The following is a 26299-nucleotide window of genomic DNA, read 5'->3' as shown; positions in this document are numbered from 1 at the left end:
AAACCCCCGGCCTTCTCCTAATGCAATTATGCGGTATCTTTGGGGCCACCAACCCCCGGAATATGAAGTCACTACTATGGACCTGTCTTTTGCTGGCAGGAACCTCGGGCCTTTTGGGGCAGCAAACCCCGCAAGACAGTATCATTGACCTGGAAGAAGTGGTCCTGAAGCTGGAAAACGATACAGCCTCTCCCCTGGGCCTCACCCCTTCCGAGGTACTTACCCCGCAGGCCATACGCCTGCAGAACCCAGTGGACTTCGCGGGCACCCTGAACCAGGTGCCCGGGCTTTACATGCTTTCCGGGGCCCTGAATACCAACCGAATTACCATCCGGGGGGTGGGTGCCCGCACCCCATACGGCACGGACAAATTGCGGATGTATTACAACGACATCCCCGTGACCAACGGTACGGGGTCTTCCACCCTGGAAGCCTTCGACCTGGAAAACATGCATTCGCTTCGCGTAGTAAAGGGCCCTAAATCCGGCGCCTATGGGGCAGCCCTGGGGGGTGCCCTCCTGCTGCAGACCGACCAGGCAGGGCCCAGGGGTACCTCCATGCGCAACCGCAGCACGGTGGGCTCTTACGGCATGTTCAAAACCAACCTTGGGCTGGAACACCGGGATAGTACCCTGAGCGCCGAAGTGCGGTACAACCACCTCACTACCCAGGGGTACCGGCAAAACAACGCCTTTGACCGGGACGGATTCCTCTTCGGGACCCAGGTCTCCCTTTCGGACAACCACAGCCTGGAGGTGCTGGCCAACTATATTGAATGCCGGGCGGAAATCCCCAGTTCGATCAGCCGTACCGCCTTTGAGGAGGACCCCACCCAGGCGGCCTTTACCTGGGCTCAGGCCAAAGGGTATGAAGACAATAAATACAGCTTGCTGGGGCTGGCCAACCGCCTGGACCTGGGCGGCGGCCTCGAAAACACTACCAGCGTGTTTTTCTCCTACCTGGACCACTACGAACCCAGGCCCTTTAATATCCTGGATGAATTCACCCTGGGCTATGGCCTGCGCAGTATCTTTCGCCTGCAATGGGACACCCCTGGTGGGCAAGCCCTGGCTACCTGGGGCGGGGAACTCTACCAGGACCAGTATACCTGGAGCACCTACGAAAACCTGTACCAGCAGAACAATGGCAATGGCAGTCTGCAGGGCGACCGCCTGAGCCGCAACAAGGAATTCCGCAACCAGTATTTTGTATTTGGCAACCTGCGCTGGCCCCTTACCCAGCGCCTTTCGGTACAGGCGGGGCTTTCGGTAAACCACACCCGTTACGATTACCGCGATCTGCAGGGCGCGGGGGCAGAAGACCAATCTGGTTTGCGGGCCTTCGACCCGATTTGGCTTCCCAGCCTGGACCTCCGTTACGACGGAAAAAACGGCTCTTTTCTCTACCTCAATGCCAGCAGGGGGTTCAGCAACCCCTCCCTGGAAGAATCCCTGAATCCGGACGGGGTGGTGAATCCCGAGATAGCCCAGGAAAATGGGATGAACTACGAACTTGGCGGGCACCTGGAGGCCCTGGATGGGCGCCTGTCCCTGGCCGCTGCCCTCTACCAGATGGACATCCGCGACCTGCTGGTGGCCCAGCGGGTGGGGGAAGACCAGTATATAGGCCGCAATGCGGGCCGCACCCGCCACAGGGGCCTTGAACTGAGCGGGGAATACCGATTTTATTGGCGCGGTTGGGTGGTGGCCCCTTACGCCTCCTATACCTTAAGCGCGCACCGATTCCGGGAATTTGTGGACGGGGATGACGATTATTCCGGCAACCCGCTTACAGGGGTGCCAAAAAACCGCGTCTATGCCGGGCTGCGGGTACAGGGCACCTCCGGCCTGTACTGGAACACCACCTACCAGTATGTGGATGCCATCCCCCTTCGGGACGATGCCTCCATCTACAGCGATGCCTACCAGTTGGTGAGCATGCAATGGGGGTACCGCCATAGCGTATCCCGCCGTTTTACAGCGGGCCTGCAACTAGGGGTAAATAATCTGCTGAATACCCGGTACGCCTCTTCCGTCCTGATTAACGCAGGGAGCTTTGGGGGTGCGGAACCGCGGTACTTCTACCCCGGCAACGCGCGAAATTACTATGTTGGGGCGGTTTTGTCCTACACCCTTTAAGCCGGCTGCTCCATCCGGCGGAGCCATACCTTCATATCCACCTCCTGATGGATATGCCCGGCCAGGGCATCGATGGACACCCGCTGCTGTTCCATGGAATCGCGATAGCGCAGGGTAACGGTGCGGTCTTCCAGGGACTGGTGGTCCACCGTAATGCAGAACGGGGTACCCGCAGCATCCTGACGCCGGTAGCGCCGGCCTACGGCGTCCTTTTCGTCATATTGCACGTTGAAATCCCATTTGAGCAGGTCTACGATTTCATGGGCCAGTTCCGGCAGGCCGTCCCTTTTGATCAGGGGCAGGATAGCCGCCTTGGTGGGGGCCAGTACGGCCGGGAGGCGAAGCACCGTGCGGGAACTGCCGTCTTCCAGCTGCTCTTCCTGCAGGGCGTGGGAAAAGACCGCCAGGAACATCCGGTCCAGGCCAATGGAGGTTTCCACTACGTATGGCACGTAATGCTCTTCCAGTTCCGGATCGAAATACTGCAATTTCTTGCCTGAATATTTTTCATGGCTCCCCAGGTCAAAATCCGTACGGGAGTGGATACCCTCCAATTCCTTAAAGCCAAAGGGGAAACGAAATTCGATATCGGCGGCCGCATCGGCGTAGTGGGCCAGTTTTTCATGGTCGTGGAAACGGTAATTCTCCGGGCCCATTCCCAGGGATAGGTGCCACTTCATACGCGCCTCCTTCCAGTAGTCATACCACTCCTTCTGCTGCCCGGGGCGGATAAAGAACTGCATCTCCATCTGCTCGAATTCACGCATGCGAAAGATAAACTGCCGGGCTACGATCTCGTTGCGGAAAGCCTTCCCGATCTGTGCGATCCCGAACGGGATTTTCATACGCCCGGTTTTCTGGACATTCAGGAAGTTTACAAAAATTCCCTGGGCGGTTTCCGGGCGCAGGTACAGGTCCATGGCCGAGTCTGCACTGGCCCCCAGTTTGGTGCCAAACATCAGGTTGAATTGCTTTACGTCCGTCCAGTTACGGGAACCCGAAAGCGGGCATGCAATTTCCAGTTCCTCGATCAGGGCCTTCACATCGGCCAGGTCTTCCTGTTCCAGGGAACGCGCCAGGCGTTTCAGGATGGTCTGGCTTTGCTCCTTGTACCTCAGCACACGGGGATTGGTGTTTTCAAATTGTTCCTGATCGAAAGCGTCGCCGAAACGTTTGGCAGCCTTGGCCACCTCCTTTTCTATCTTGGCCTCGATCTTGGCCACATAATCCTCTACCAGCACATCTGCCCGGTAGCGCTTTTTGGAATCCTTATTGTCAATCAGCGGGTCGTTGAAGGCATCTACGTGCCCGGATGCCTTCCAGGTGGTCGGGTGCATAAAGATGGCCGCATCGATCCCCACAATATTCTCGTGGAGTTGTACCATGGCCTGCCACCAGTATTCCCGAATATTCTTCTTGAGTTCGGCCCCGTTCTGCGCGTAGTCGTAAACGGCACTCAGCCCGTCGTAAATCTCGCTGGACTGCACTACGTACCCATACTCCTTGGCATGGGAGACTACTTTCCTGAAATCGTCTTCTTGATTTGCCATTGGGCAAAAATAGAAATTCAGGGTAAAAGGGAAGGGATTATTTCAGCTGAAATTCCGTAGTGGCCAGCAGCTTTTCGTCTTCAAACACATTCAGGGTGTAAATGCCCGGCTGCAGGGATCCTTCAGGCACGGAAATAAAGTCGCAGATTTTCATCTGCTCGCCCAGATATAGCATTTCGGTTCGCTTGCTGTAGATATTGCCATTTACGGAAACCACATTGGCATTGTCTTCGATAACCTGCATGTTCGGGCCCAGGAATTGGAGGTAGAGCACCTTTTCCTCGCTGCCGGCACTGGGGTTGCCCAGTACGGTGACGCAGCCGCGGAGTTTTTCGATGGTAGAGGCCTTGTTGGTCCGTATGGGGCGCTCGTTCCGGAGGCGGAACCCGCTACCTTCCGGGCCGTCCAGCTTCAGGTAGCTCTTGCGCCGCAATTCCATGCTCAGCTCCCGGTTCTTTTCGCGCAGCAGGGCCTCGGCTTCTGCCAGGGAAGTGCTGCGGCCGCGGAGTTCGTCAAGCAACTGCCGGGCTTCGTCGTAACGGTTGGCCAGGATGCCGTTGTTGTACTGCAGGTAGTTGTTGCGCAATTTCAGGCTGTCGAAACGTGATTCCAGCTTGCGGAGTTCCTTCCGATATTCGCGCAGCTTGTTGATGTCGTAGTTGAGCTGGCCTACGGAATCCAAAAGTTGCTGTACCCGGCTGCGGCTGTCTTCCAGTTCAATCTCGTTCACCTCATTCAGGGCAGAGAGGCGGTCTACCTCTGTGCGCATAAGGGTCAGGTCCTTCATCAGCAGTTCCCGTTCGTCCTCCAGATAGGAAATCTCGGTCTGGGACTGTGCATAACTGTAGTAGAATGCAATCAGGATGCCTACAATGACCGCAATTAGCGCGGCAAAGATGATCTTGTAATTGAACTTGGATTCCTGAATATTCATCTCGGATAACCTGCGAGCCAGATAAACGGTGTTAAAAATCGATCAGTGTACATGTAAGGTGGTAAAAATACTAAATGACCTCAACACCCTGCTGCTTCCCAAGCTTTGTTTTGGATGTAATGCCCACTTATATCGGGGAGAATCCCATATCTGTGCATTTTGTCGGCATGAATTGCCGATCACCGAATACCGCTTTGGGCTTGAAAATGCCGCAACCCTCCGGTTTTACGGGGAAAAGGAGGTTTCTCATGCCATGGCCCTGCTCCATTACGAAAATGGGGGGCTGGTGCAGCACCTGGTCCACGGCCTCAAATACAAGGGTCGGGAGGGTCTGGGCGTTACCCTGGGCGCCTGGCTGGGCGAAACCCTTCTGAGGGACCCCGATACGGGAAATGTAGATTGGGTCCTTCCCGTTCCCCTGCACTGGAGACGTCGCCTGAAGCGGGGCTACAACCAGTGTACGGGCATGGCTCGGGTTGTGGCCGAAAAACTGGGGGCCCAAACCTCGGAGCGACTGTTGGTGCGGAGCCGGTTTTCCCATACCCAGACCCACAGGGACCGGGCCGGGCGCTGGGAAGGGAGCCGCAATACATTCCGGGTCAGAAACCCGCAACGCCTTGAGGGGTGCCGCATCCTGCTGGTAGACGATGTAATCACCACCGGGGCTACCCTGCGGGCCTGCTGCCAGGCCCTGGAAGCGGTGGTCGGCAAAGAGGTGCTGATCGCTACCGTTGCGGTGGTCCCTTAGTTTCCCGTTCTGTGCAATTTGTCGTTTCTTTGTGGGACCGGTAGATATGCCTATGAAAATGCTCCGAAAATTGACCGCCGCGGCCTTTGCCTTTTTCCTGTTGGCAGCCCTGTTCCAGTGCGGGAGGCGGGGGTCTCCCAGCGGTGGCCCGAAGGACGAAACACCGCCCGTACTGCTGCGGGCCGAACCGGCCAACGGTACCACGGGTTTTCAGAGCACCCGCATCCGCCTCTACTTTGACGAATACGTGCGCCTGCAGGATGTACAGAACCAGCTGATCATCTCGCCCCCCATGAAAACGCCGCCCCTGATTACCCCCATGGGCGGGGCCAGCAAGGTCATCCAGATCGATATCAAGGATACGCTGCGGGAAAACACCACCTACACCTTTAATTTCGGACAGAGCGTGGTGGACCATAACGAAGGTAACCCCTACCCCCTGCTCACCTATGTATTTTCCACCGGGGAATACCTGGATTCCCTGAGCCTGATTGGCGCCGTGGCAGATGGCTTCAAGCGCAGCCCGGACCCTTTCATTAGCGTGATGCTCTACGAAATTGACAGTGCCTATACGGATTCGACCATCTACCAGGAGCCGCCCTATTACCTGACCAATACCCTGGACAGTGCGGTCATCTTCCAGCTGAATAATCTGAAGGCAGGCCGCTACCGCCTGGTAGCCATTCAGGACGAGGGTAAAGACAACACCTTCACCCCGAATGCGGACAAGATCGGGTTTGTGGCGGACACCATTACCCTGCCCACAGATTCTACCTATGTGCTCCGCCTCTTCCGGGAAATTCCGGACTATGGCATCCGCAAACCCTCCTTTGTGGCGTCCAACCACATTGTCTTTGGATTTACGGGGGGCCGTGCACCCCTGCTGGAACGTATTACGCCCCTGCCGGACTCCGTTCGTACCCATGTGGCCCGGGAACGCGGCAAAGACAGCCTGAACCTTTGGATTACCCCTTTTGAGGCAGATTCCCTGCTCTTTGTGTTGCAGGACCCCCTGAGGGAAGGCCGCCGCGATACCGTAACGGTCAAGCCCATTTCTTCCCAACCGGACACCCTGCGCCTCTCCTGGGTGCCCGGGCGCAACCTGGTGCCTGTCGATTCGGTGTACCTGGAATCGACCCTGCCCCTGGCGGCGGTGGACACCTCCCGCTTCCGGATGGTGGATCAGGATACCCTGCCCGTACCTTTCGCCCTCAGGGCCGACAGCCTGGGCCGCAGGGTATACCTGGATTTTGAAAAGCAGGCTAATCGCACTTATTCCCTGGAATTGTATCCCGGCGCCGTCACGGATTTCTTCGGGGGTACCAACGACAGCCTCAGCAACCGTTGGAGCATAGGCTCCCCGGCAGATTACGGGACCCTGCGGATGACCTTGCAAGGTGCCGTAACCTACCCCGTAGTGGCCGAGCTCACGGACGACCGGGACCGGTTGGTACGCACCGAAAAGCTGTCCAGCCCGAAGGAACTGGTCTTCCGCTGGCTGGAACCGGGTACTTACCGCTTTCGGCTGATCCTGGATGCCAATGGGAACGGACGCTGGGATACGGGAAGTTTTCTGGAAAAAAGGCAACCGGAACAGGTGGTGTATTTTCCGGCTCCCATTGAGATGCGGGCCAACTGGGAAGACCGCAGGACGTTTACCATCCAGGAGTAAAGGCGTCCCGATCTGCCAAAAACCGAAGCTGGGACCGGGTCTGGTCCAGGTGCTCCCTGGAGAGCTCTACCCGCAGCACCCCTGAATCCTGCTCCAGAAATGCCAGCTGCCCCCCCAACGCATCGTAAGCTGCAGAATGCCCACAGTATTGGTGTTTCGGATCCGTGCCCGTGCGGTTTACCCCCAGGGCATAGGCCATATTCTCTATGGCGCGGGCTTTGAGCAGTGCATCCCAGGCCCCGATGCGGGGTACGGGCCAGTTGGCCACATAAAGCAAAGCGTCGTAATCCATGGTGTTTCGGCTCCAGACGGGGAAGCGCAGGTCGTAGCAGATCTGCAGGTGGAACACAAAACCCCTGAAGGGCACCAGCACCTGCCGGTTGCCCCGGGCATAGGCTTTGTCTTCCCCGGCCAGGGTAAAGGTGTGCCGTTTATCGTAACTGTGGTAGCTGCCATCCGGCAGCATAAACACCATCCGGTTGGTGTGGGTGCCACCCTCTGCCCAAACCAGGCTGCCGGCCACGGCAGCGTCTGCCTTCCGGGCCCATTCGGCCATCCAATCCAGGGTGCGGGGACCTGCGTTGGCATCCAGGTTTCCGGGTTGCATGGTAAAGCCGCTGGTGAACATTTCGGGCAGCACAATCAGGTCCGGCCCCTGGCCCAGAGGTTGCAGCAAGCCATCGAAATGCCGGCGGTTGGCCTCCGGGGCCTCCCAGCTTAATTCCGACTGTACCAGGGCAACGTCCAGGGTCATGGCTCAGGCTTCCAAAAGGGCGATCAGGTCCGTAAGGTTCTGTGCCCGGGCCAGGTCCATGGCGGTACGGCCCCGGGCATCGGTAGCCGCGGTATCGGCCCCGGCGTTGATCAGCATCCGGGCAATTTCGGAACGGCCAAAGGACACGGCAAAGATCAGGCAGGTGCCCCCCATGGGGCTTACGGCATTCACATCGGCCCCGGCGTCGATCAGGGCCCTGGCCGCTTCCGTATAACCCTTGAAACAGGCCCCCATAAGCGGGGTATTCCCCGAAGCGTCTGTCTCATCCACCGGGGCCCCCTGCTCCAGCAGGTAGGCCACCAGTTCGTGGTGGTTGTAATAGGCCGCCAGCATCAGGGGGGTAGACCCCCGGGGGTCGCGGCTGCCGATAAGCTTCGGATCTTCCGCAAGCGCCTGTTTCACGCCAAACAGGTTCCCTTCGCGGATCAAGTCAAAAAAGGCGTTGGCATTCATGCCCGTAAAGGTACGGAAATCTTCGGTCTGCCCAACGGGGGTAAAGGGGTCCTCCCACCCTATTGGGAGGGGTCCGGGTGCAGGCCGGGAGTGAAATCCGCAGGGGCCTGACGGGGCTGCAATTGGGTGCCGGCCGCCCCGGTGTCATTCCACAGCATCCATTGGGCAGGCTGGAATGCCGCAGAGGCCTGAAATACCCGCGGCAAGCGCAGGGCCCGGCCATCCTCAAATTCGTGTGCCGTACCGCTACCGTCTTCCCCGGGCACCCCAAAGGCATCGATTATGGTGCCAAAAGGGTCCAGCAGCAGAATATTATCGTCCCCATTGGAATCGGCAGGGCCGTTGGGCCTGAATACGCGGTCCGGATCCCGGCCATAAACCTGTTTATAAATCGCCTCGGAGGCGGTAAAGACCAGGACCTGCCCGGGGCCAATTTCAAGGCCTGTAAGGTCCTCCTGCAGGCCGGGCGAGGTATTGTCATTGGTATAGCGCACCAGCGACCATCCACGCAGGGCTATGGATTCTGCGCCGGCATTATACAATTCAATAAACCGGGCCCCAGCTTCATTGTCCGGGTCCGCAATTTCTGAAATGATTACCTGATCCGTGGTCTGCAAGGGGTAGCGATCCAGGCAGGAAAGGGGTTCAAAATCCAGGTCGGCTGCGGTGCGCAGGAGCAACCGGAAATTCCCGCTGGAGCCCACCAAAATCCCCGTAACCGCGCCGCTACCCGCCGGAAGGGGCAGTGCCTGGAAATCCGAGTACCCGCTATTGTCCAGCTCCAGCTGGTGTCCGGAACACGAAACCAGGGGGATGCGGGTCTGGGACCCGGCCTCGGCAAAAGGTTGTCCCTGAGCCCCGGCTTCCACCTCCAACTCGGGAATGCGTACCAGGGTATGCAAATAGGAAGGATTCAGGGAATCCAGGGAGACCTCACGAGGTATTGGGGTGCCGCCAGGGGTACAGGCCAGGGTGAGGTAATCCAGGGTAGCCAGGGCAGGGATACGGTCCAATACCGGGTTGCCAAAGATATCCCTCCGACTGCCCAGGGCCATACCGCCCCCCTGCCGGCCAAGGAATAAGCCCTGAAGGTTTATGCGCACCCGCGCACCAGGGGGGAAGAGGGCTTGCAGGTCCAGGAGATCCGTTTTTAACTCCACCCCATAGGCGGGGTTTTCCAACTGGTCCTGCACATAAAGCCTCCCAAAAATATTCCCTTCCCGGTCCGAAGATATCACGTAGCCCTCCACATAAATAGGATCCGTAATTTCCACCACGGCATCCCCGCCATAGGCCTCCAGCACCTGGAAGCCAACCCCTTCCATTTCCGGGATTTCGCAACCCACATCGGATTCAGAATCCGGTTCAGGGGAAGTACAACCCGTCAGGGTCAGAAACGCCCCGAACAGGGCCCATTGCCCCAGCCGGGGCCATTTGCCTAAAAACTCCATGCGATATTGATAAAGAAGTTACGTCCCTGGCCCTGCCAGTAGCGGGGGCCAAAGGAAGGGTGCCCGCTCCGGGCATCCCGATTATATCCGGTTTGGGTAGCCATCCGCCCCTGTTGGTATCCCCCGGAACGAAAGGCCTGGTCAAATACATTGTTCCAGCCCATAAAGGCGCTGATATAGTGGCTGCCCTTAAGCCAGGACTTCCCAAAGCTCAGGTTCAGGAGGTAGGCCTCCGGAATGGGATTAGGGTGGGGAGGGAGTTCCCGGTAAGTCGAAGCAGCCCCATCCGGCAAGGTATTATTTGGAGGGTTCCTGAAGGCATCAGTAGTGCGAATCAGGGCCAGGCTGGGAAAGCTCCGGGCAAGGTATACCGTCCGCACATCGAGCCACCAGTACTTCGGGGCCCTGTAACGAACCCCCAGGGCCAGGGCAGTTTCAGGACCGCGGGCCAGTGGCAGTCCATCCAGGTCCGCGTCTCCCAGGTCCAGCCCTTCAGGGCCGGATGCCACCTCGGGAAGGCCTGCGCCGGGAGCGGCAAATAGGAGAAGCCCGGCCCGGCCCGCATAGCGGTGGCGCGCAAGACCGGCAGCCAGGTTAAGGCTTACTTCCGGGCTGAGCTGGTATTCCAGGCCTGCTTCAAAGCCCTGTAACCGCGCCCCCAATCCTAAAGCCAGTTCCCGAACAAAAGCATCCCCAAAAGCGGTTTCGGCATAATACGACCTTAAGCTACGACCACCATCAAACCGGTTGAAATACCCTCCCAAACGCCCGCTGAGCCTCGGAAAGCGCAAGTGCAGGTCCAGGGAAGCCCCTCGCACCCGTTCCCTTTCCGCAGGTATGTAGAAATGGTGCTCCCTGGGGTCGGTATACCAGTCGCGGAGGTTCGGTGAGCGGAATTCGGAACCTAAATGGGCCATTGCCCAAATATGCCCTGAGAGGCGAACACCCAGGTATCCCTTTAACCCCTGGGATGATCCCTGCAGGGAAGGACCGAAACCCTGGGAGTCTTCCGGGTAGCGGCCGTTACGGAAATGTCCGTATCGCCAGGCGTACTCCTTACCTTGATGATAGGCCACCCCCCCTTCCCACCTGTTTCCCTGATAGCGCACCTGAGCATACCCCTGCAGCCCCTTATGTTTCAAGTCAAAGGCATAGCCCACAACAGCACCCGGTCCTTTCTGTTCCGGGCCTTCCAAATCATTCTGGGTGCCGCTAAACGGATCGGCATCTTTATGGTACGCGGCTCCCAGCAAATCCAGTATTTCCTGACGGGCTTCAAGCAGGCTGCGGGAAGCCTGAAGTCCTGCATCCAGCCAAAGCCCCCGGTACAGCATCAGGCTAACCCTGCCGGCGCCTTTCCAGCGCGATCCTCCCTGCCAATCCCCTGTAAGCAGGTACGCCGCACGGCCTTCCGGGTAGGCCCCGGAATTAGTCTGGTATAGGCGCTCCCAATCGATTTGGGGATGCGAAACAAAAGCCTGTCTGGCCTTCTGAACATTTGCATAATTGGGACCCAGGGGGCTGTTGTAGTAAAAGGAAGGCATGTAGCGGTAATTCGAGGGATCCGGGTTGGGCGCCCCGAAATAGCCCAGGCGGGAACGGTGGCTGCCACCCCACTGGTGGCCTATAGCGAGTTCCCATTGGGCCTTTGGGGTTTTCCCGGTATAGGTAAATGTCAATAAGGGTTCCTCTGTATCCTGTACTCTGGAATTGCGGATTTTTCCGTTCTGCCAGCCCCAGTGCGGATTGTATTGGCGCCCCTGGATGGCAGTGACTTCTTCGGTGAGGGCACCGGAAAGCCCGCGACGGGTATGACTCAGCAAGCCGGAAAAAAGCAGCTGCTGCCCAGGGAGAAATTCCCACTCTAAGGCGGCATAGCCTGCCAGGGATTGGTAAGACGTCCCGTCAAGATACCCGCGGTCCCCATCCCGCCTGGCCATGGAAATTAAGTATCCAAGGCCGGTATTACTCTGGCCGGAATTATATGTTACCATTTGGCGGAACCGGTAGCTGCGGTTGCTGGCCGAAAGGGTAACCCGCATACCCGGGCGGAGTGCAGCAGGACTGCCCTGGATCTCGAGAGCGCCAAGAAGCCCGCCATAACCCCTTGGATAAAATGTCCTTGCCCTGTGGTTGCCGGCCGTTCGTATCAAGTCCGTGAGCCCGCTCCAGCTACTCCACATGGGCCTGCCGTCCCAGGGATTATTCATGGGGACCCCGTTGAAGGTGGCCAGCAATTCCTGCTGCTCCAATCCCCTGGTCCGGAAATATCCGGCACTGAAATCGAATGCCGCGCGACGGGTAAAGAAATCCCTGCCCATCCCCAGCAGCCCTCCCCCCGGATCCTGGTCTTCCTCATCGGCAAGGGTTTCCAGCCAGACATAATCGGGCTCATCCATGGGGAGCGCCCGCAGGATCAGGGGCCCTAACTGCAGCGTATCGCCGGTGCAATGGGGAAGGACAACGCGCAAATCCAAAAACCCGACGGCACGCACCACCAGCTCCCGCTGGCCTTCCCGAACGGGTATAATGAATTGTCCGTCCTCCCCGGTCTCCCCCAGGTGAATATTTGCAAGGGTCAGGAGTACGGCCCCGGAAACACCCGGGCCGCCTGTGGCCTGTTGCACCCTCCCTCTTACTGTACAGGACTGCCCGATGAGCTGTATGGGCAACAGTAAAGCCCCGCATAATAACAGGAAACGGAATAGGGGTTTGGACATGGCGGACTTCTTGGAGGACGCAAACCTATTCCACGGGAATGCACCTGCCTTGCAGTACCACCCCTTAGTTTTGCCGGATGAAGCGATTTTTCCTGTACCTGGGCTTACTTGCGCTGGCCGCTTGCCATACCCCGGATCTGAACCCGGCCGACTCCGGTGCGTACCGCATCCGCACCCTGGCCTTTTACAATGTGGAAAACCTGTTTGACCCGGAAGACGACCCGCTTACGGACGATGACGAGCGGACGCCGGACGGCCGCTATGCCTGGACCCAGGAGCGCTACCTGGCCAAACTCGGGCGGATTGCCACCGTGCTGGCCGGCATTGGCCAAGAGGAAGCAAAGCGCCTCCCGGATTTGATCGGGCTGTGTGAAGTAGAAAACCGGCAGGTGCTGGAAGATTTACGGGCCCAGCCACCTCTGCAGGGGGTTAATTACGGGATTGTGCATTTTGATTCCCCGGACCGCAGGGGGATAGACGTCGCCCTATTGTATAACAAGGACTGCTTCTCCGTTTGGGAGATAGAAAGCCGCAGGTTGTTGCTGCGTGACCCTGCAAACTTCAGACGCTATACCCGGGATCAATTACTGGTTTACGGCGCCCTGGACGGGGAACCCATATATATTTCGGTAAACCACTGGCCCTCCCGCAGCGGGGGTCAGGCCCGAAGTGCCCCATACCGACAACAGGCGGCAGCCTTACAACGCAGTATACTGGATTCCGTGCTCAGGGACGACCCCGGGGCACGGTTTATCTCCATGGGGGATTTTAATGACGAGCCTTCCGATGCCAGCCTGCGCTATGGCCTGGGAACACGCAGTCAAACAGATAGCTTGCTCCCCGGACTGTTATTCAATCCGATGGAAGACATGTACCGCAAGGGAATGGGAACCCTGGCCTATGCAGACCGGTGGAGTTTGTTTGACCAGATCCTATGGAATGGGAATTGGTTTGGGCAATCCGGGGGCTACCGGTTCTGGAAGGCGCGCATACACCACCCGGCTTTTTTGAAGACCCCTTCCGGGGCCTACAAAGGGTATCCATACCGAACCTATGCCGGGGGCATCTACCAGGGCGGGTACAGCGACCACTTCCCTGTTTATGCCTTCCTGCTACAGCCCGTTGCCGAAATTACTGCGGAGTAACCAGGCGGATATTCCGCCACTTCACTTTGATGCCGCCCCCGTCGTGGATCTGCAGGGCAATGGAGCCTTCCCCGGCCCCGATCTTGGCATCGGTGATGCTTACCATTTCTACCCCGTTCAGCCAGGAGGTAAGCTGGTCGCCCATCATGCGGATCTTCAGGGTATTCCACTCGCCCATTTTAACGTCGGGCTTCCCGGCCTCGGGCTTGATCAGCCAGCCGCGGCCATAAGATTCGTACACGCCGCCAGTGTCATGCCCGGGGGGCGCAACCTCTACCTGCCAGCCGCTCACCTTGGTGCCATCTACCGTGGAGCGCACAAAGACCCCGCTGTTGCCATTGGCTTCCTGCATGAACTCCAGGGTCACCTCAAAGTCCTTGTAATGCTGGTCTGTGGCCAGGTAGCCGTAGCCCTGGTCCGGACCGCTCTCGCATACGAGCAGGCCGTCTTCCACGTACCACTTTTCAGTGCCGTACACGGTCCACCCGCTCAGGTCTTTGCCGTTAAACAATTCGGTTTCCTGCGCCTGGGCCCCAAAAAGGCAGGCTGCAAACAGGGGAAGTAAAATGCGTTTCATCAGATATGGGGTTTATAAAGTCTTAATTGAACCACTGGCCCCAGGGGATGCGGCTCAGAATCAGCAACAGGCCAATCCCGTAGAAGATGCCGATGCTTTTGAATTTCTTGTCGCCCTCCATAAACTTTTTATGGCGGGACCAGCCCACGGTAATCAGGGCAATGGCCAGGATATTGATTAAGGGGTGTTCCAGGGCCAGCAGCCGGGCTGCCGAATTCAGCCCGCCTATGCCATTATTGTTAATCGCCTGATAACCGTTGGCCGAGATAAAATAAAGCAGCAGGCCCACCACCAGTTGCAGGTGGCACAGGATCAGGGCAAACAGGCTAATCCGCAGGTCGCGGTGCATGTTGAATATCCGTTTGGAAGACCAGCCGCCCAGGGCGTTGATCACCGCAATTACCAGCATAAACAAAGCCACGTAGGCCAGGTAGGAGTGCACAATGCGCAGGATTTCCATGGAATGAATTTTTGCTAAAGGTATCTATTTTTTGGTTGTGTCCCGGCAGGGTCCAAAAACAAAAACCCCCGGATGTGATATCCGGGGGTTCAGGTTCACCCAGGGGTGATATGGGTTCCTGTGCGCCTTACAGGTTAATTTTGAAGGTCGCGTTCCAGGTGGTACCGAAACCAAACCACACGTAGTTCAGCTTGTCGATACCCTTCCAGGTGTCGGAGCCGGCCGTGGCGTGGATGTTGGAGTTAGACTCTGCAATGTAGGTGGTGTTGAATAGGTTGTTCACATTCACCCGCAGGGAAGCGTCTTTACCAAAGAGGGCAAAACGCGTGGTCCCCCCAAGATCTACCAGGGCGTAGCTGGGAAGCTTCAGGGCTCCCTGGTTATCCGGTTGCAGGAAGTCAGAATCGGTGATGGAATAATCTGCGTACAGCCCGTCAATGTAGCGGAAGCCCAGGTCAAAGCTGGTGCTGCCAATGCGGTAATCCGCTTCAAAGAAGGTGGTGAACTGCGCGGCATCCCCAACCTTGGCACCGTCGGTGTACAGGGTACCGGTACCGATCTGCTGGTTGTTGTTGTCGAACAGGGTGGCACTAAAGTCCTTGGTGTACCTCCAGTCGCCGGCGGAGATCATCCCTTTCAGGCGCAGCTGGTTGCTCACGTCGTACGTGGCCTCCACCTCAATCCCCTGGTGCAGGACGCTGATGTCCTTGAACTGGGCAGTTCCATCCTGACCCTGGGCATTCGGGATGCTGCGGGATACGAAACGGTTACCCCAGGAGGTGTTGTAGGCGTTCACATTCAACTTAAAGTTGTTGGTCACGTACCCATACCCCAACTCAAAGGAAACGATTTCCTCGTTCTGAAGGTCAGGGTTCACCGCGTTGGCGAAGTTCGGGAATACCGCATCGAACAGAGGCTGACGGGAGATATACCCGGCGTTGAAAAACAGGTTAGAGCGCTCGTTGAAGTTGTAGTTGGCACCACCCTTCACGTAGCCCCCGGTCAGGTTTTTCTTCTCGGAAAGCGGGTTGGTCGGCTGGTCAAACAGGTCTTCGCGCTGGAAGGACTGGTTGGAAACTCCGGCCTGGAGTACGGCAGTCACTTTAGACTGGTCGTTGTATTCGATTAAGCCGTTTACCCCTTGCCAGCCTACATAACCGATGTTGTAGTAATCGATTTTCGGGCCTTTGATCCCGGTGTTGTTGAACGGATCGGCATCGATCAGGGTTTCCACAATCTGCCCGGCAGAGTTGCGGTTCCCGGTAGAGTAGTAGCCGTCCAGCCCCAACAGGTCGTTCAGGACACGGTAGTGGTAGCCTTTGTAGTTCCGAAGGTCCACCCCGATGGAGTAGCGCATTTTCCCGCTGGTGATATCCAGGTTGGAGATGGCGCCCACCCAGTCGTGGCTGTTCATGGAAGCCCGGCGAACCATTACGGCACGGTTAACCCCGTCGTCGCGGAAGCCGTTGGAACCAATCCGCAGGCCTTCAAAGTTGGAAATAGACCCGCTGTACGGATCTGTAGTGGCCCGGTTGGTGTTTACCACGGCGTTAAAATCGATCTGTCCGTTGGGCAGACGGGTACCCCGTCCGTTCTCCAGGTAGTGCTCGGTCAGGTCAATACGGAAGGGATACATATCGATGTCTCCGTTGCGGAAGTTGTTCCCGCGGGGCCCGGTTCCGCCCCCACGTCCGGCAGAGCCGTACAGGGAGGTCGCCAGGGAAACGTTGTCGGAGATTTCCCAATCCCAGTTAAAGGTAGCCAGTGGCTTGTTGTAGAAGTTCCGTCGTACGTTGTACTCCTTGCCGTTCAGCAGACCACCGTTGGTATTCCAGCGGGCGTCAATTTCCCCCTGATCACCGAAGTTTTCGTAGTCGCGGATGGACACCCATACATCCCGCTGGTGGTGCCATTGGCCGGCGCCCAGCAGGGACAGGTTAAAGGCGTGCTTGGATCCTTCCGGGGCATAGGCCACGGCAAAGAAATACGTCCAGCCCTCTCCTGCGGTATTGTCTACATACCCGTCTCCGGACCAGCGGCTCAGCAGGTAGGAAGAAGCCCAGCCTTTCTCATTTTTTCCAGTGTTATAGGAAACGGAAGTTTTGAAGTACAGGTCGTTACCTACGGTTTGGGCAATAGCCCCACCCTGGCTCAGTTCGGCCGCCTTGGTAAAGATGGAAACCGTACCCCCTACAGACGGTACAGCCAGGCGGGAGGCCCCGAGGCCCCGCTGAATCTGAATTCCGGAAGCCACGTCGGTAAGGCCTTGCCAGTTGGACCAGTACACCCAGCCATTCTCCATATCGTTTACGGGTTGCCCGTTAATCAGGAAAGAGGTGTTGCGTTGGTCAAAACCGCGAAGGGAAATCCGGGAATCCCCGTAACCTCCACCCTGCTTGGTCGCATAGACCCCAGGGGTGCGGTTCATAATCTCCGGAAATTCCAGGTTACCCACTTTCAGGGCGATCTCGGCTGGAGCAATGGTGGAAACTGCCACGGGGGTCTCCCGTTCCTTAGCGATGTCGATCACGCTGGAAGTCAATACAATTTCACCAAGCTGGTTGGCTTCGGACATCAGGGAAATAACCATGTCCTGCCCCCCGGGCACTTCCTGTGTTCCGTACCCCAGGTAGGAAACAACCAGTACGGAGCCTGCAGGGGCATCCAGGGTAAAATTCCCGTTAAACCCGGTGACCACCCCAATGGTGGTACCCTTAGCCACAACGGTGGCGCCCGGCAGCGGATCGTTGGTTTCTCCGTCTACCACCTTCCCGGTGAAGGTTTCCTGAGCAAAGGCCAGTACGCTTGAAAAAGCCAAGACCCAGGTAAAGACTAGTTTTCTCATGTTCTCGTGTTATTTAGGTTTTTACTTGTGATGCAAAAGTGGATTAGAAAACCCACTTAAGTATTAAGGGAATGTTAAATTCCCCAGCCCTAAAGTAACACAAAAACCCTTTAAAACGGACTGGCTGGCAAGGACTTATGAATAGTTATTCACCTTTGCCGGATCGGCAGTTTATTTCTTAAAATTTTGAAGGAGTTGAAGCGTAGAGGCGTCATGGCTGCTTACATTGGCGCCTTCCAGGTCTTTGAGGATGGCCGAGGCCAGTTGCTTGCCCAGCTCTACGCCCCACTGGTCGTAACTGAAGATGTTCCAAAGCACCCCCTGCACAAAGATTTTGTGCTCGTAAAGGGCCACCAGCGCACCCAGGTTTGCCGGAGTCAGACGGTCAATCAACAGGGTATTGGTGGGTTTGTTGCCTTCAAAAACCTTGAAGGGCACCAGGGCTTCCAGGGCTTCAGGCTCCATTTTCCCCTGCAGTTCTTCCCGGACTTCCCCAGCGGTTTTTCCGTTCATCAGAGCCTCGGTTTGGGCAAAAAAGTTGGCCATCAGTTTCAGGTGGTGATCCTGGTCGCCATACAGAGAGTGTTTAAACCCTATAAAATCAGCAGGGATAAGCTTGGTTCCCTGGTGGATCAACTGGAAAAAGGCGTGCTGGGAATTGGTGCCTGGCTCCCCCCAGATAATAGTGCCGGTCTGGTAGCCTACCCGCTTGCCGTTGCGGTCGGCACACTTGCCGTTGCTCTCCATGATCCCCTGCTGCAGATAGGCCGGCAAGCGATGCAGGTATTGGGTATAGGGAATTACCGCCTCGGTTTCCGCCCCGTAAAAGTTGTTGTACCAGATGCTGAGCAGCGCAAGCACCACGGGCATATTGTCCTCCCAGGAAGCAGTCCGGAAGTGCTGGTCCATCCCGGCTGCGCCTTGCAGCAGGGATTCAAAGTGGTCGTACCCTACAGCCAGGGCTATGGAAATGCCCACGGCACTCCACAGGGAAAAGCGGCCACCCACCCAGTCCCACATGGTAAAGACGTGCTCCGGGACTATCCCGAATTCCCCGATCTTTTGCTGGTTGGTGGACACGGCGGCAAAATGCAGGGCCACATCCTGCTCGGAGGCGTGCTCCAGGAACCACTTGCGGGCCGTCAGGGCATTAGCCAGGGTTTCCTGGGTGGTGAAGCTTTTGGAAACCACCACAAACAAAGTGGTTTCGGGGTCCAGGCCCTTCAGGGTCTCATGTACATGGTCCCCGTCCACGTTACTCACAAAGTGCACCCGCAGGTGGTTGCGATAATATTGGAGGGCCTCAGTAACCATCACCGGCCCCAGGTCCGACCCCCCGATCCCGATGTTGACCACGTCGGTAAAGGCCTTGCCCGTATATCCTTTCTTGTCCCCCCGGATTACCGCTTCAGAAAAGTCGCGGATCTGGGCTTTTACCTGAGCCACCTCGGCAGAGATATCCTCCCCGTCCAGGGTTATCGCCGCACCTTCCGGGGCCCGTAAGGCGGTATGCAAAACCGCACGGCCTTCGGTTTTATTGATCTTCTCCCCGGTAAAATAGGCCTCAATGGCCTGTTGCAGGCCAGCCTCGGCAGCAAGCTCCCTCAACAATTCCAGGGTGCGGTCGTCTATGCGGTTCTTGGAGTAATCCAGGAAAAAATCCTCCCAGCGGATGCTGTAACGGCCGGCGCGGCCGGGGTCTTGCCGGAAAGTCTCTTTCAGATGTTGGTCCCGGGTGTTTTGGTAGTGTTCACGAAGTTGGCTCCAGGCCTGTGTAGTCGTGGGATTAAGGTTGGTTAAGGGCATCCTCGGTTGGGTTGTACGTTATCAATTCCTCTTGCTGCTGGGTGGGATCCGGGTCAAAAGGGATGCAGTCCAGCTGCTCCTTCAGGGGTGCAATGTAGGCGAAATAATCCGGGCGCAGAGGCTCCGCCAGGGGCTCTGCAGCGGGCAGTTCCTCCCGCAGGGGGTCTACCTGCCGGCCATTCTTCCAGAAACGATAACACACATGGGGGCCGCCGGTATTCCCGGTCATCCCGATCCATCCGATCACATCGCCCTGGCGCACATAATCGCCCCGTTTCACATTCTGAGCCTTCATATGCAGGTACTGGGTGCTGTAAGTACCGTTGTGTCGGATTTTCACATACTTCCCGTTCCCCCCGCGCCGGGTGGATTCGGTTACCACCCCGTCTGCCGTCGCCAGGATAGGGGTGCCGATGGGCGCAGCGTAATCGGTGCCCTTGTGGGGACGCACCTTGTAGCCGTAGTAGCGGATGCGGCGCTTCAGGTTGTAGCGGGACGAAAGGCGGTACGACCCGTATTTGAGGGGGGCCGCCAGGAAGGTCCGCCTCAGGTTCTCAGCCTCCTCGTCGAAGTACTCCTTCATATTCAGGGAGTCGTTGGTGTAGGCAAAGGCATATCGCCCCTCCCCGTGGTGCTCGAAGAAGGCCGCCTTGATGGGTCCGGTGCCTGCATAGATACTGTCGGCAATGTACTTTTCGTCAAAAACAATCCGGAATTTATCCCCGGGGTATAACTTGAAGAAATCGATGGTCCAGGCATAGATCTGGGACATTTCGGTGCTGAGGTAGGTGCTCACGCCTTTTTCGTACAACACGTAGTCCAGGGAGCCCCCTTCCGGGATTACCCCGGATATTTCGCGCTCCACCAATTTCACCGGGCGCTTCTCCTTGTAGGCGCGTACCGAATCCCTGAAATCCACCACCGTGTAATTAATGCGGTCCTCCTGATAAATGAATACCTGGGCCGCCTGGGCCGTATCCTTGGATTTGAGGATGAGGTAGGGCTTGCCCACCCGGATGCGACGCACGTCGAAGGTATCCCGGTAGCGCTCGGCCACGGTGGCAATTTTCGGGTAATCCACCTTATTCTGGAGCATGAGTTCGCCAAAGCTGTCGCCCTTGCGGATGGTGTCCGTAACCACCTCGAAATCGTCCAGGTTAAACCCGTATTCGATCCGGGGTTGCAGGGCCGCGATTTCCGGCTCCTCCCCTACGGAATCGTCCGGCAGGTCCGAAGCCACCCGTTTACAGGAAAACCCCAGGACTACCAGCACCATCATACCCCAAAGCGTGCGTCTCATGTGTTCAATTCTGGTTTTCGGGGTTCAGGAGGTGGTCTACCCACTGCTTGCCCCAGTTCTTTAATGTTTCTTCTTCATGGACCTCCGGAAAGAACACCACCTGCTGAAAACTCGGCGGCAGATAGGTCTTCCAGTTGGTGCCCCCGGTGGCCTCCAGGGTTTCTTTCTCCCTGCTCAGGTACCGGTGGGCAGAGCCCAGGTGCATAAGCGGCCAGTGGATGTTGGCCTGTACGTCCATGCGCTGCAACGCATCCACCAGGGTCCGGTCCGAACGGTCCGATGAGGGCAAATTTAAATATTTGTGATAAATGGTGTTCCCCTCCACCTCCCTGGCAATGCGAATAAAGCGCGGGGTGTACCGGTATTCAAATTGTTTGAGGGTCAGGGTTTTCTCCCCGGTACTGAGGTCCGTGGCACCCCGTTTCCAGTAAATCTGCTCGTAGAGTGTTTCGATAGGGTCCTCGCTGCCGTATTCCTCCCGCAGCTCCGGGTGAACCAGCAATTCCAGGGGAGTGGCATAAATCTCGATCATCCGGTACTGCGCAGACTGGAAGCCACTGGCCGGCAAAAGGGCCATCCGGTACCTCAGGAATTGTTCCTTGTCCATGCCCCGCACCATAATGCCGAAGGAAGAGATCAGGGCCTTGTAGTAATTGTTGATCCGGTTGAGCTTTTCCACAAAAAAGGGTACGGATTGCGACTTGTCGTCTACAATCTGCTTCTGTTCATGCAGGATCAGCTTGAAGTACAACTCCGTGATCTGATGGTACATGATAAAGATCTCCTCGTCCGGAAAATGGGTCCTGGGTACCTGCAGGCTCAAAAGGGTATCCAGGTGGATGTAGTCCCAATAGGTGAGGTAACGCTGGTAGAGCAGCCCGTCCAGATAAGAGCTGAGGTCCTGCCCGGAATCCTTGTATTTGGCTTCCAGGTTCCGGATTTGATCATCGATATGGGCTTTGTTCTTCATGCGGACTGCTTAGTCCATGATGATGGAGAACTGGTTCCTCAGGGCGTTAAAGCCATCCAGGTCTGCCTTGATAGACCCTACTGCCAGGTCGGCCTCAATGCGGATCGGGATCTTGTTCTTATCATTGGACACCCACAAAGATAAACTTTCCTGTTCTTTGAAGACACGGCCGGATTGCACATAGGGGCGGAACTTCAGGCACTCTACTTTTCCGAATTTGGTCTTCAGGATTTCCTTGCCCAGGTATTTCAGGCGAAAAGGGAAAATACCATCGTCGTCATAGAGCATATTCAGTTCAATGCTTTCCCCTACCACCAGGTCCTCGGCCCGGTAATGGTTGCGCAGAAAATAAAAACCGGAAATCAGGTCCTGCACGGACCCATTAATGTCGAAGGACATCTGCTCTCCCTTCTTGTTGTCCTGCAATACGGCCCGCTGCTCCCCGTGGTTAAAATCGATCTCGATATCCTTGGTATACCCGCCCTCGGAGATGTTCCGGATAAAACGGAGGGGTTTTCCATCCACCTTCCCGAAATAACTTTCGTACGTATCGTCCACCTTAAAGAAGATGCTCGCAAACCCGGTGGTCCTGCCCCGGCCCACCACGTGATAGACCGGCACCCCCCGAAGGGTATCAGAGGTGAGGTGCAGGGTAGCATAGCTCGCGTTCAGGATCCCGTAGTGGATGCGGAACTTAAGCCATTCCCCGGCCTTAAAGGATTGCTGGGTGCGCCGCTTCTCCGGCCCTGGTTCCATATACTGGGCATATCCCCCAAAGGACCCCATAAGCAGGAACATCAGCAACAGGCGCAAAGGCTTCATAGCAAGCTCGGTTTTGACGTAAAAATACAAACTAAACAAGGTCGTAATTCCTTTTTTTACAATATGATAAACAACATTTGTTCCAAAGTATTGTATGCCCCTTTGCCAGGATTGCCCTTCCGGGCAAAAAAAAGCCCCGACCTAGCGGTCAGGGCTTTTCCTAAATAACCAACCAAACTTTAAATTATGAAAAACCAATACTTAAAGTTACTCGGGGAACCACCCCCTTGCACTACCAAATGTAGCATAAGCCCCCGGCAGGCGGTTGGCCTTTAACGGACTTTAACTCCGGTCTTAACAATACTTTATCGAAAACCGGGGTTTCCGGGCCTTTTGATAAGAAAATTTTATAAGGTCCCGCGGGATTCCTGCTCCCTTTCAATAGCTTCGAACAGGGCCTTGAAATTCCCCTTGCCGAAGGATTTTGCGCCTTTGCGCTGTATGATTTCGATAAAAAGGGTGGGGCGGTCCAGGATGGGCTTGGTGAAAATCTGCAACAGATACCCCTCGTCGTCCCGGTCTATAAGGATGCCCAGCTCCCTTAGCGGGGCCAGGTCCTCATCAATTTCCCCCACGCGGTCCAGCACGTCCTCGTAATAGGTGGCCGGCACAGTGAGGAATTCCACCCCGCGGTTGCGCAGGGCGGTTACGGTCTCAATAATATTATCGGTGGCCAGTGCCAGGTGCTGCACGCCTGCTCCGTTGTAGAAGTCGATGTATTCCTCAATCTGGGATTTCTTGCGACCTTCTGCCGGTTCGTTGATGGGGAATTTGATGCGGCCGTTGCCGTTGCTCATCACCTTGCTCATCAGGGCGGTGTATTCCGTGGAGATATCCTTATCGTCAAAGGAAACCAGCTGGGCAAAGCCCATTACCTTGGCGTAGAATTCGCACCATTTGTTCATTTCATTCCAGCCCACATTGCCCACCATGTGATCGATATATTTCAGACCCAGGGGTTCAGGTTGGTAGAACGGCTTCCACTCGCGGTAACCCGGCAGGAAGGGGCCGTCGTAGGCGGAACGTTCCACAAATACGTGGAGGGTCTCCCCATAGGTGTGGATGGAGGAGAGCACTACCTTTCCGTTTTTATCTTCCAGGGTATAGGGTTCGGTATGGGGTTCGGCACCCCGTTTTACGGTCTCCTCAAAGCTGCGGGTAGCGTTGTCCACCCACAGGGCAATGGTCTTTACCCCGTCGCCATGCTGGTCGATATGGCGGTTGATCGGGCCACCCGGCTTTAAGGGGGAGGTGAGCACCAGCCGGATTTTATCCTGTTGGACCACATAGGATACCCGGTCCTTCAGGCCGGTTTCCAGGCCCGCATAGGCCACGGGCTGAAAGCCCCAGGCAGACATGTAATAATGGGCCGCCTGTTTGGCATTCCCCACATAGAGTTCAACGTGGTCCGTTCCCAGCAAGGGCAGGAAATCGGCGGCTTCCGGGTTTTCTACCGGCAGTTTCAGGGAGGTGTTATCTACTGTAGACATCGATATTTGATTTATGGGATGAAGGTGAAATGACAAGGGTCGCATCGGGACGGCCACCGGCCGTTGTGGGTCACCACATGGCCCGCAGGTGCGAGCTGATATCCATGGGAATACGATCCATAAATCCGCTTTCTGCAAATATCGGAAAATCCGGCCAGCCGTCAAACGGAGGTACAGCTGCACGGTTCAGAACCAATACCCCAGGCTGAAGAAAAAACGGCCGCTGCCGCCCTCCGGGCTCCAGGAATACAGCACCTGCAAAGGGCCGAAGAAAGACTCCCAGGCATACCCCAGGCCGTAGCCCGAAAAGTCCGGGGCGGTAAACCATTCGCCGGTGCGGAACAGGTCATCGGCCACATTGGCGTAATTGGCGGCTACCAACATGTGGCTCTTGGGGGCAAATTCCCAGTCCATGCGGGCAAAGGCCTTTACATAACTGTTACCGGGCAGGGAGAGGTAGTCATACCCCAGGAAGGGGGTGAAGTTGTTGATTTGCCGGGCACCATATCCCCCAAGCACAAAATCCAGGGCTGTTACGGTAGAGGTCCCCAGCTTAAAGCCGCCCTCGGTTTCCAGGTTCAGGCTCAAATTGCGCCCCAGGGCAAAGGCCGTCCCCATACGCGCCTTCCCGATCGCAAACTCCCGGAAATTGTCGTTAAAATCCGAAGAGAGGAGGTACAGGTGGAAATCCCCGTCAAAGTAAAGTCCCCTTTGGGGGAGGTAGCGATCATCGTAGGTATCCAGGGTCAGGGTGCCATAGGCGCTCAGGTAATAGCTGTTCTCAAAATAGGTCCTGTAATTGCTTCCGGCCGGGAGGTCGGTTCCTGCGGGCGGGCTCAGGGTTTCTGTGCTGTATTGCAGGAGCTTGTGCTCTGCCCCCAGGGAAAAAGCAAACTCTTCGTTCAACACGGTCTGCACGTAGAGCTGGTTGGTCAGGTCCGAAACATCCAGGTTCAGGATGTTGATGTTCGGGTCTGCAGGAACTGTAAAGTTGGATGCCAGGGTAGCGTAATCCACATCGTACCCGAAGCTGTTGAAACGTGAATTGAAGCCAAAACTCCAGTACGAGCCTTTGTCCATATAATACTGCAGGTTGTATCGGATATGATCGCCCAGGATCAGGTCCAGGGACCCCACATCGTCGTCGGAAAGCAGGTGCTTTTGGGTGAGGTTGATCAGGGCTCCGGATTTATACAGGTCGTCGTAATGCGCCCCGATGCGGATAAAAGTCCGATTGGGATCCTCCCGCAGCTTCAGGATCAGGTCCTCCCCCAGGCCATTGGAGAGCAGCTCGTAACGGATGGTGCGGAAGTTGCCGGTAGCTGCCAGGTTGCTGATCCCCTGCCGCAACCGGCCAAAGGGAATGGGCTCGGCCAGGTCAAACCGGAGTTTGCCTTTTACATAACCCCGGCTGTATCCGTTATTCCCGGCAATGAGCAGCCGGTTTACCGTGATGGAGTCCACCACCCGTATGCGTGGCCGTGCCACAGGTTTGCGTTGCTGGCGGGCTGCCACGCGCAGCAGGTCTCCCCAACGGGCCTTGGCGGCCCGGGTACCCTCCCGGATAATGCTGTCGCGCTGGTCAAAGTCGATCACCGAATACGGGTCCATGTCCGGCTTGATATAAACATCCGTCCGTGCAGATTTTTGCTGCATCTGCCCTACGGTGCGGTAATTGTTGATCTGCAGCAGGATTTCGGTCGCAGACAGCAGGGCTTCCCGGCTGCGCAGGCCATGCTGCACATCCACCCCGATCACCAGTTCTGCCCCCATGTTGCGCACCTCATCTACCGGGTAATTGTTTAACACCCCCCCATCAATCAGAATGCGGCCTTCAATTTCGGAAGGTTCAAAAAGGGAGGGAAAGGTGCCGCTGGCCATGATGGCCTCGGGCAGGTACCCGTGGTCCAGGCGGATCTCCTCTCCGGTTTCCACATCCGTGGCCATACAGAAAAAGGGGATGGGCAATTGGTTGAAATCCGAGATGTCTTTCACGTGGTACAGGGCACGCACCAGTTCGTTGTAGATGTTCTGACCCCCGGAAATCGCCTGGGGGAAACTGATGCGGAACCGGTTAAAAGGGAGGGTAATGGCGTAGCGTTCGGAATCCTCCTTTTCGTAGAAGGTCTTGGCGCTCCGTGGCAGGTTGTCCTGTATGAGTTCCGTAAAGTCGGTGGCCCGGAACAGGGAGTCTAGTTGTGCCGCAGAATACCCGGAGGCATACAGGGCCCCCACAATGGCCCCCATGCTGGTCCCCCCGATGTAATCGATACGCACCCCGGCCTCTTCAATTACCTTCAGGGCCCCGATATGGGCCATGCCTTTTGCCCCGCCCCCGCTCAGGACCAGGCCCACGCGAACGTCTTCCCCGCCCTGCTGCAACTGGCCGCTTGCCGGCAGGGTCAGAAAAAGAATAAGGAAAAACAGGGGCAGGCTGCGCATA

Annotated in this window: 19 protein-coding genes; 4 read left to right on the top strand and 15 right to left on the bottom strand. The window is 56.8% G+C overall.

The window, feature by feature from the left end:
• Positions 1-62 precede the first annotated feature (62 nt).
• Positions 63-2138: a TonB-dependent receptor domain-containing protein gene (locus tag OZ410_RS05115; protein WP_277706841.1), complete on the top strand. Its 2076-nt coding sequence runs from the start codon at positions 63-65 to the stop codon at positions 2136-2138.
• Here OZ410_RS05115 and OZ410_RS05110 read toward each other — a convergent pair.
• A complete protein-coding gene (locus OZ410_RS05110) occupies positions 2135-3688 on the bottom strand; it encodes a glycine--tRNA ligase (protein WP_277706840.1) in 1554 nt (517 codons plus the stop codon). The two genes, OZ410_RS05115 and OZ410_RS05110, sit on opposite strands and share 4 nt — an antisense overlap.
• Positions 3689-3725: 37 nt before the next feature.
• Positions 3726-4622 carry a hypothetical protein gene (locus tag OZ410_RS05105; protein ID WP_277706839.1) on the bottom strand — a complete coding sequence of 299 codons (897 nt, stop codon included), beginning with the start codon at positions 4620-4622 and terminating at the stop codon, positions 3726-3728.
• Positions 4623-4875: 253 nt separating this feature from the next.
• Between OZ410_RS05105 and OZ410_RS05100 the strand changes: the two genes are divergently transcribed.
• Positions 4876-5370: a ComF family protein gene (locus tag OZ410_RS05100; RefSeq protein WP_277706838.1), complete on the top strand. Its 495-nt coding sequence runs from the start codon at positions 4876-4878 to the stop codon at positions 5368-5370.
• Between the two features lie 58 nt (positions 5371-5428).
• Positions 5429-7042 carry an Ig-like domain-containing protein gene (locus OZ410_RS05095; protein WP_277706837.1) on the top strand — a complete coding sequence of 538 codons (1614 nt, stop codon included), beginning with the start codon at positions 5429-5431 and terminating at the stop codon, positions 7040-7042.
• Here the strand turns inward: OZ410_RS05095 and OZ410_RS05090 are convergent.
• Genes OZ410_RS05090 through OZ410_RS05075 form a run of 4 tightly spaced genes read right to left on the bottom strand, consistent with a single transcriptional unit; the run spans position 7026 to position 12441 of the window.
• Positions 7026-7796, bottom strand: coding sequence for a nitrilase family protein (locus tag OZ410_RS05090; protein WP_277706836.1), 771 nt, complete (start codon positions 7794-7796; stop codon positions 7026-7028). The genes OZ410_RS05095 and OZ410_RS05090 overlap by 17 nt on opposite strands.
• A gap of 3 nt (positions 7797-7799) precedes the next feature.
• Entirely contained in the window at positions 7800-8270 is a 471-nt protein-coding gene (locus tag OZ410_RS05085; RefSeq protein ID WP_277706835.1) for an ankyrin repeat domain-containing protein, read from the bottom strand.
• A 59-nt stretch (positions 8271-8329) separates the two neighbouring features.
• Complete coding sequence (locus OZ410_RS05080; RefSeq protein WP_277706834.1) at positions 8330-9721, bottom strand: DUF5689 domain-containing protein; 1392 nt, start codon at positions 9719-9721, stop codon at positions 8330-8332.
• Positions 9709-12441, bottom strand: coding sequence for a TonB-dependent receptor (locus OZ410_RS05075; RefSeq protein ID WP_277706833.1), 2733 nt, complete (start codon positions 12439-12441; stop codon positions 9709-9711). The genes OZ410_RS05080 and OZ410_RS05075 overlap by 13 nt, the downstream gene beginning before the upstream one ends.
• A 77-nt stretch (positions 12442-12518) precedes the next feature.
• On the opposite strand from OZ410_RS05075, the gene OZ410_RS05070 reads away from it, so the two are divergent.
• Positions 12519-13586 carry an endonuclease/exonuclease/phosphatase family protein gene (locus tag OZ410_RS05070; protein ID WP_277706832.1) on the top strand — a complete coding sequence of 356 codons (1068 nt, stop codon included), beginning with the start codon at positions 12519-12521 and terminating at the stop codon, positions 13584-13586.
• On the opposite strand, the gene OZ410_RS05065 is transcribed toward OZ410_RS05070, so the two are convergent.
• The 9 genes from OZ410_RS05065 to OZ410_RS05025 all read right to left on the bottom strand — a co-directional run bounded on the left by OZ410_RS05065 (position 13573) and on the right by OZ410_RS05025 (position 26298).
• A complete protein-coding gene (locus OZ410_RS05065; protein ID WP_277706831.1) occupies positions 13573-14163 on the bottom strand; it encodes a 3-keto-disaccharide hydrolase in 591 nt (196 codons plus the stop codon). The genes OZ410_RS05070 and OZ410_RS05065 overlap by 14 nt on opposite strands.
• A 22-nt stretch (positions 14164-14185) precedes the next feature.
• Positions 14186-14623 (bottom strand): hypothetical protein, encoded by a 438-nt coding sequence (locus OZ410_RS05060; protein WP_277706830.1) that lies wholly within the window; start codon positions 14621-14623, stop codon positions 14186-14188.
• Positions 14624-14750: 127 nt separating this feature from the next.
• Positions 14751-17468 carry a TonB-dependent receptor gene (locus tag OZ410_RS05055; RefSeq protein ID WP_277706829.1) on the bottom strand — a complete coding sequence of 906 codons (2718 nt, stop codon included), beginning with the start codon at positions 17466-17468 and terminating at the stop codon, positions 14751-14753.
• Between the two features lie 171 nt (positions 17469-17639).
• Positions 17640-19274, bottom strand: coding sequence for a glucose-6-phosphate isomerase (gene pgi / locus OZ410_RS05050; RefSeq protein WP_277706828.1), 1635 nt, complete (start codon positions 19272-19274; stop codon positions 17640-17642).
• Positions 19255-20574 (bottom strand): M23 family metallopeptidase, encoded by a 1320-nt coding sequence (locus OZ410_RS05045; protein WP_277706827.1) that lies wholly within the window; start codon positions 20572-20574, stop codon positions 19255-19257. Before OZ410_RS05045 ends, pgi begins: the two co-directional genes overlap by 20 nt.
• 4 nt (positions 20575-20578) lie before the next feature.
• Complete coding sequence (locus OZ410_RS05040; protein ID WP_277706826.1) at positions 20579-21544, bottom strand: tryptophan 2,3-dioxygenase family protein; 966 nt, start codon at positions 21542-21544, stop codon at positions 20579-20581.
• A gap of 9 nt (positions 21545-21553) precedes the next feature.
• Entirely contained in the window at positions 21554-22300 is a 747-nt protein-coding gene (locus OZ410_RS05035) for a DUF3108 domain-containing protein (RefSeq protein WP_277707172.1), read from the bottom strand.
• A 413-nt stretch (positions 22301-22713) separates the two neighbouring features.
• Positions 22714-23856: a 4-hydroxyphenylpyruvate dioxygenase gene (gene hppD / locus OZ410_RS05030; protein WP_277706825.1), complete on the bottom strand. Its 1143-nt coding sequence runs from the start codon at positions 23854-23856 to the stop codon at positions 22714-22716.
• 186 nt (positions 23857-24042) lie between these two features.
• Entirely contained in the window at positions 24043-26298 is a 2256-nt protein-coding gene (locus OZ410_RS05025; protein ID WP_277706824.1) for a patatin-like phospholipase family protein, read from the bottom strand.
• Position 26299: the final 1 nt, after the last annotated feature.

The organism is Robiginitalea aestuariiviva (genome assembly GCF_029537735.1).
Lineage (GTDB): Bacteria > Bacteroidota > Bacteroidia > Flavobacteriales > Flavobacteriaceae > Robiginitalea > Robiginitalea aestuariiviva.
Note: the sequence above shows the minus strand (reverse complement) of the source record. Positions and strands in the feature narration are given on the sequence as shown.

Coding starts and splice junctions, on each gene's coding strand:
- OZ410_RS05115 (WP_277706841.1), top strand. CDS start 63: ATGAAGTCACTACTATGGACCTGTCTTTTGCTGGCAGGAACCTCGGGC.
- OZ410_RS05110 (WP_277706840.1), bottom strand. CDS start 3,688: ATGGCAAATCAAGAAGACGATTTCAGGAAAGTAGTCTCCCATGCCAAG.
- OZ410_RS05105 (WP_277706839.1), bottom strand. CDS start 4,622: ATGAATATTCAGGAATCCAAGTTCAATTACAAGATCATCTTTGCCGCG.
- OZ410_RS05100 (WP_277706838.1), top strand. CDS start 4,876: ATGGCCCTGCTCCATTACGAAAATGGGGGGCTGGTGCAGCACCTGGTC.
- OZ410_RS05095 (WP_277706837.1), top strand. CDS start 5,429: ATGCTCCGAAAATTGACCGCCGCGGCCTTTGCCTTTTTCCTGTTGGCA.
- OZ410_RS05090 (WP_277706836.1), bottom strand. CDS start 7,796: ATGACCCTGGACGTTGCCCTGGTACAGTCGGAATTAAGCTGGGAGGCC.
- OZ410_RS05085 (WP_277706835.1), bottom strand. CDS start 8,270: ATGAATGCCAACGCCTTTTTTGACTTGATCCGCGAAGGGAACCTGTTT.
- OZ410_RS05080 (WP_277706834.1), bottom strand. CDS start 9,721: ATGGAGTTTTTAGGCAAATGGCCCCGGCTGGGGCAATGGGCCCTGTTC.
- OZ410_RS05075 (WP_277706833.1), bottom strand. CDS start 12,441: ATGTCCAAACCCCTATTCCGTTTCCTGTTATTATGCGGGGCTTTACTG.
- OZ410_RS05070 (WP_277706832.1), top strand. CDS start 12,519: ATGAAGCGATTTTTCCTGTACCTGGGCTTACTTGCGCTGGCCGCTTGC.
- OZ410_RS05065 (WP_277706831.1), bottom strand. CDS start 14,163: ATGAAACGCATTTTACTTCCCCTGTTTGCAGCCTGCCTTTTTGGGGCC.
- OZ410_RS05060 (WP_277706830.1), bottom strand. CDS start 14,623: ATGGAAATCCTGCGCATTGTGCACTCCTACCTGGCCTACGTGGCTTTG.
- OZ410_RS05055 (WP_277706829.1), bottom strand. CDS start 17,468: ATGAGAAAACTAGTCTTTACCTGGGTCTTGGCTTTTTCAAGCGTACTG.
- pgi (WP_277706828.1), bottom strand. CDS start 19,274: ATGCCCTTAACCAACCTTAATCCCACGACTACACAGGCCTGGAGCCAA.
- OZ410_RS05045 (WP_277706827.1), bottom strand. CDS start 20,574: ATGAGACGCACGCTTTGGGGTATGATGGTGCTGGTAGTCCTGGGGTTT.
- OZ410_RS05040 (WP_277706826.1), bottom strand. CDS start 21,544: ATGAAGAACAAAGCCCATATCGATGATCAAATCCGGAACCTGGAAGCC.
- OZ410_RS05035 (WP_277707172.1), bottom strand. CDS start 22,300: ATGGAACCAGGGCCGGAGAAGCGGCGCACCCAGCAATCCTTTAAGGCC.
- hppD (WP_277706825.1), bottom strand. CDS start 23,856: ATGTCTACAGTAGATAACACCTCCCTGAAACTGCCGGTAGAAAACCCG.
- OZ410_RS05025 (WP_277706824.1), bottom strand. CDS start 26,298: ATGCGCAGCCTGCCCCTGTTTTTCCTTATTCTTTTTCTGACCCTGCCG.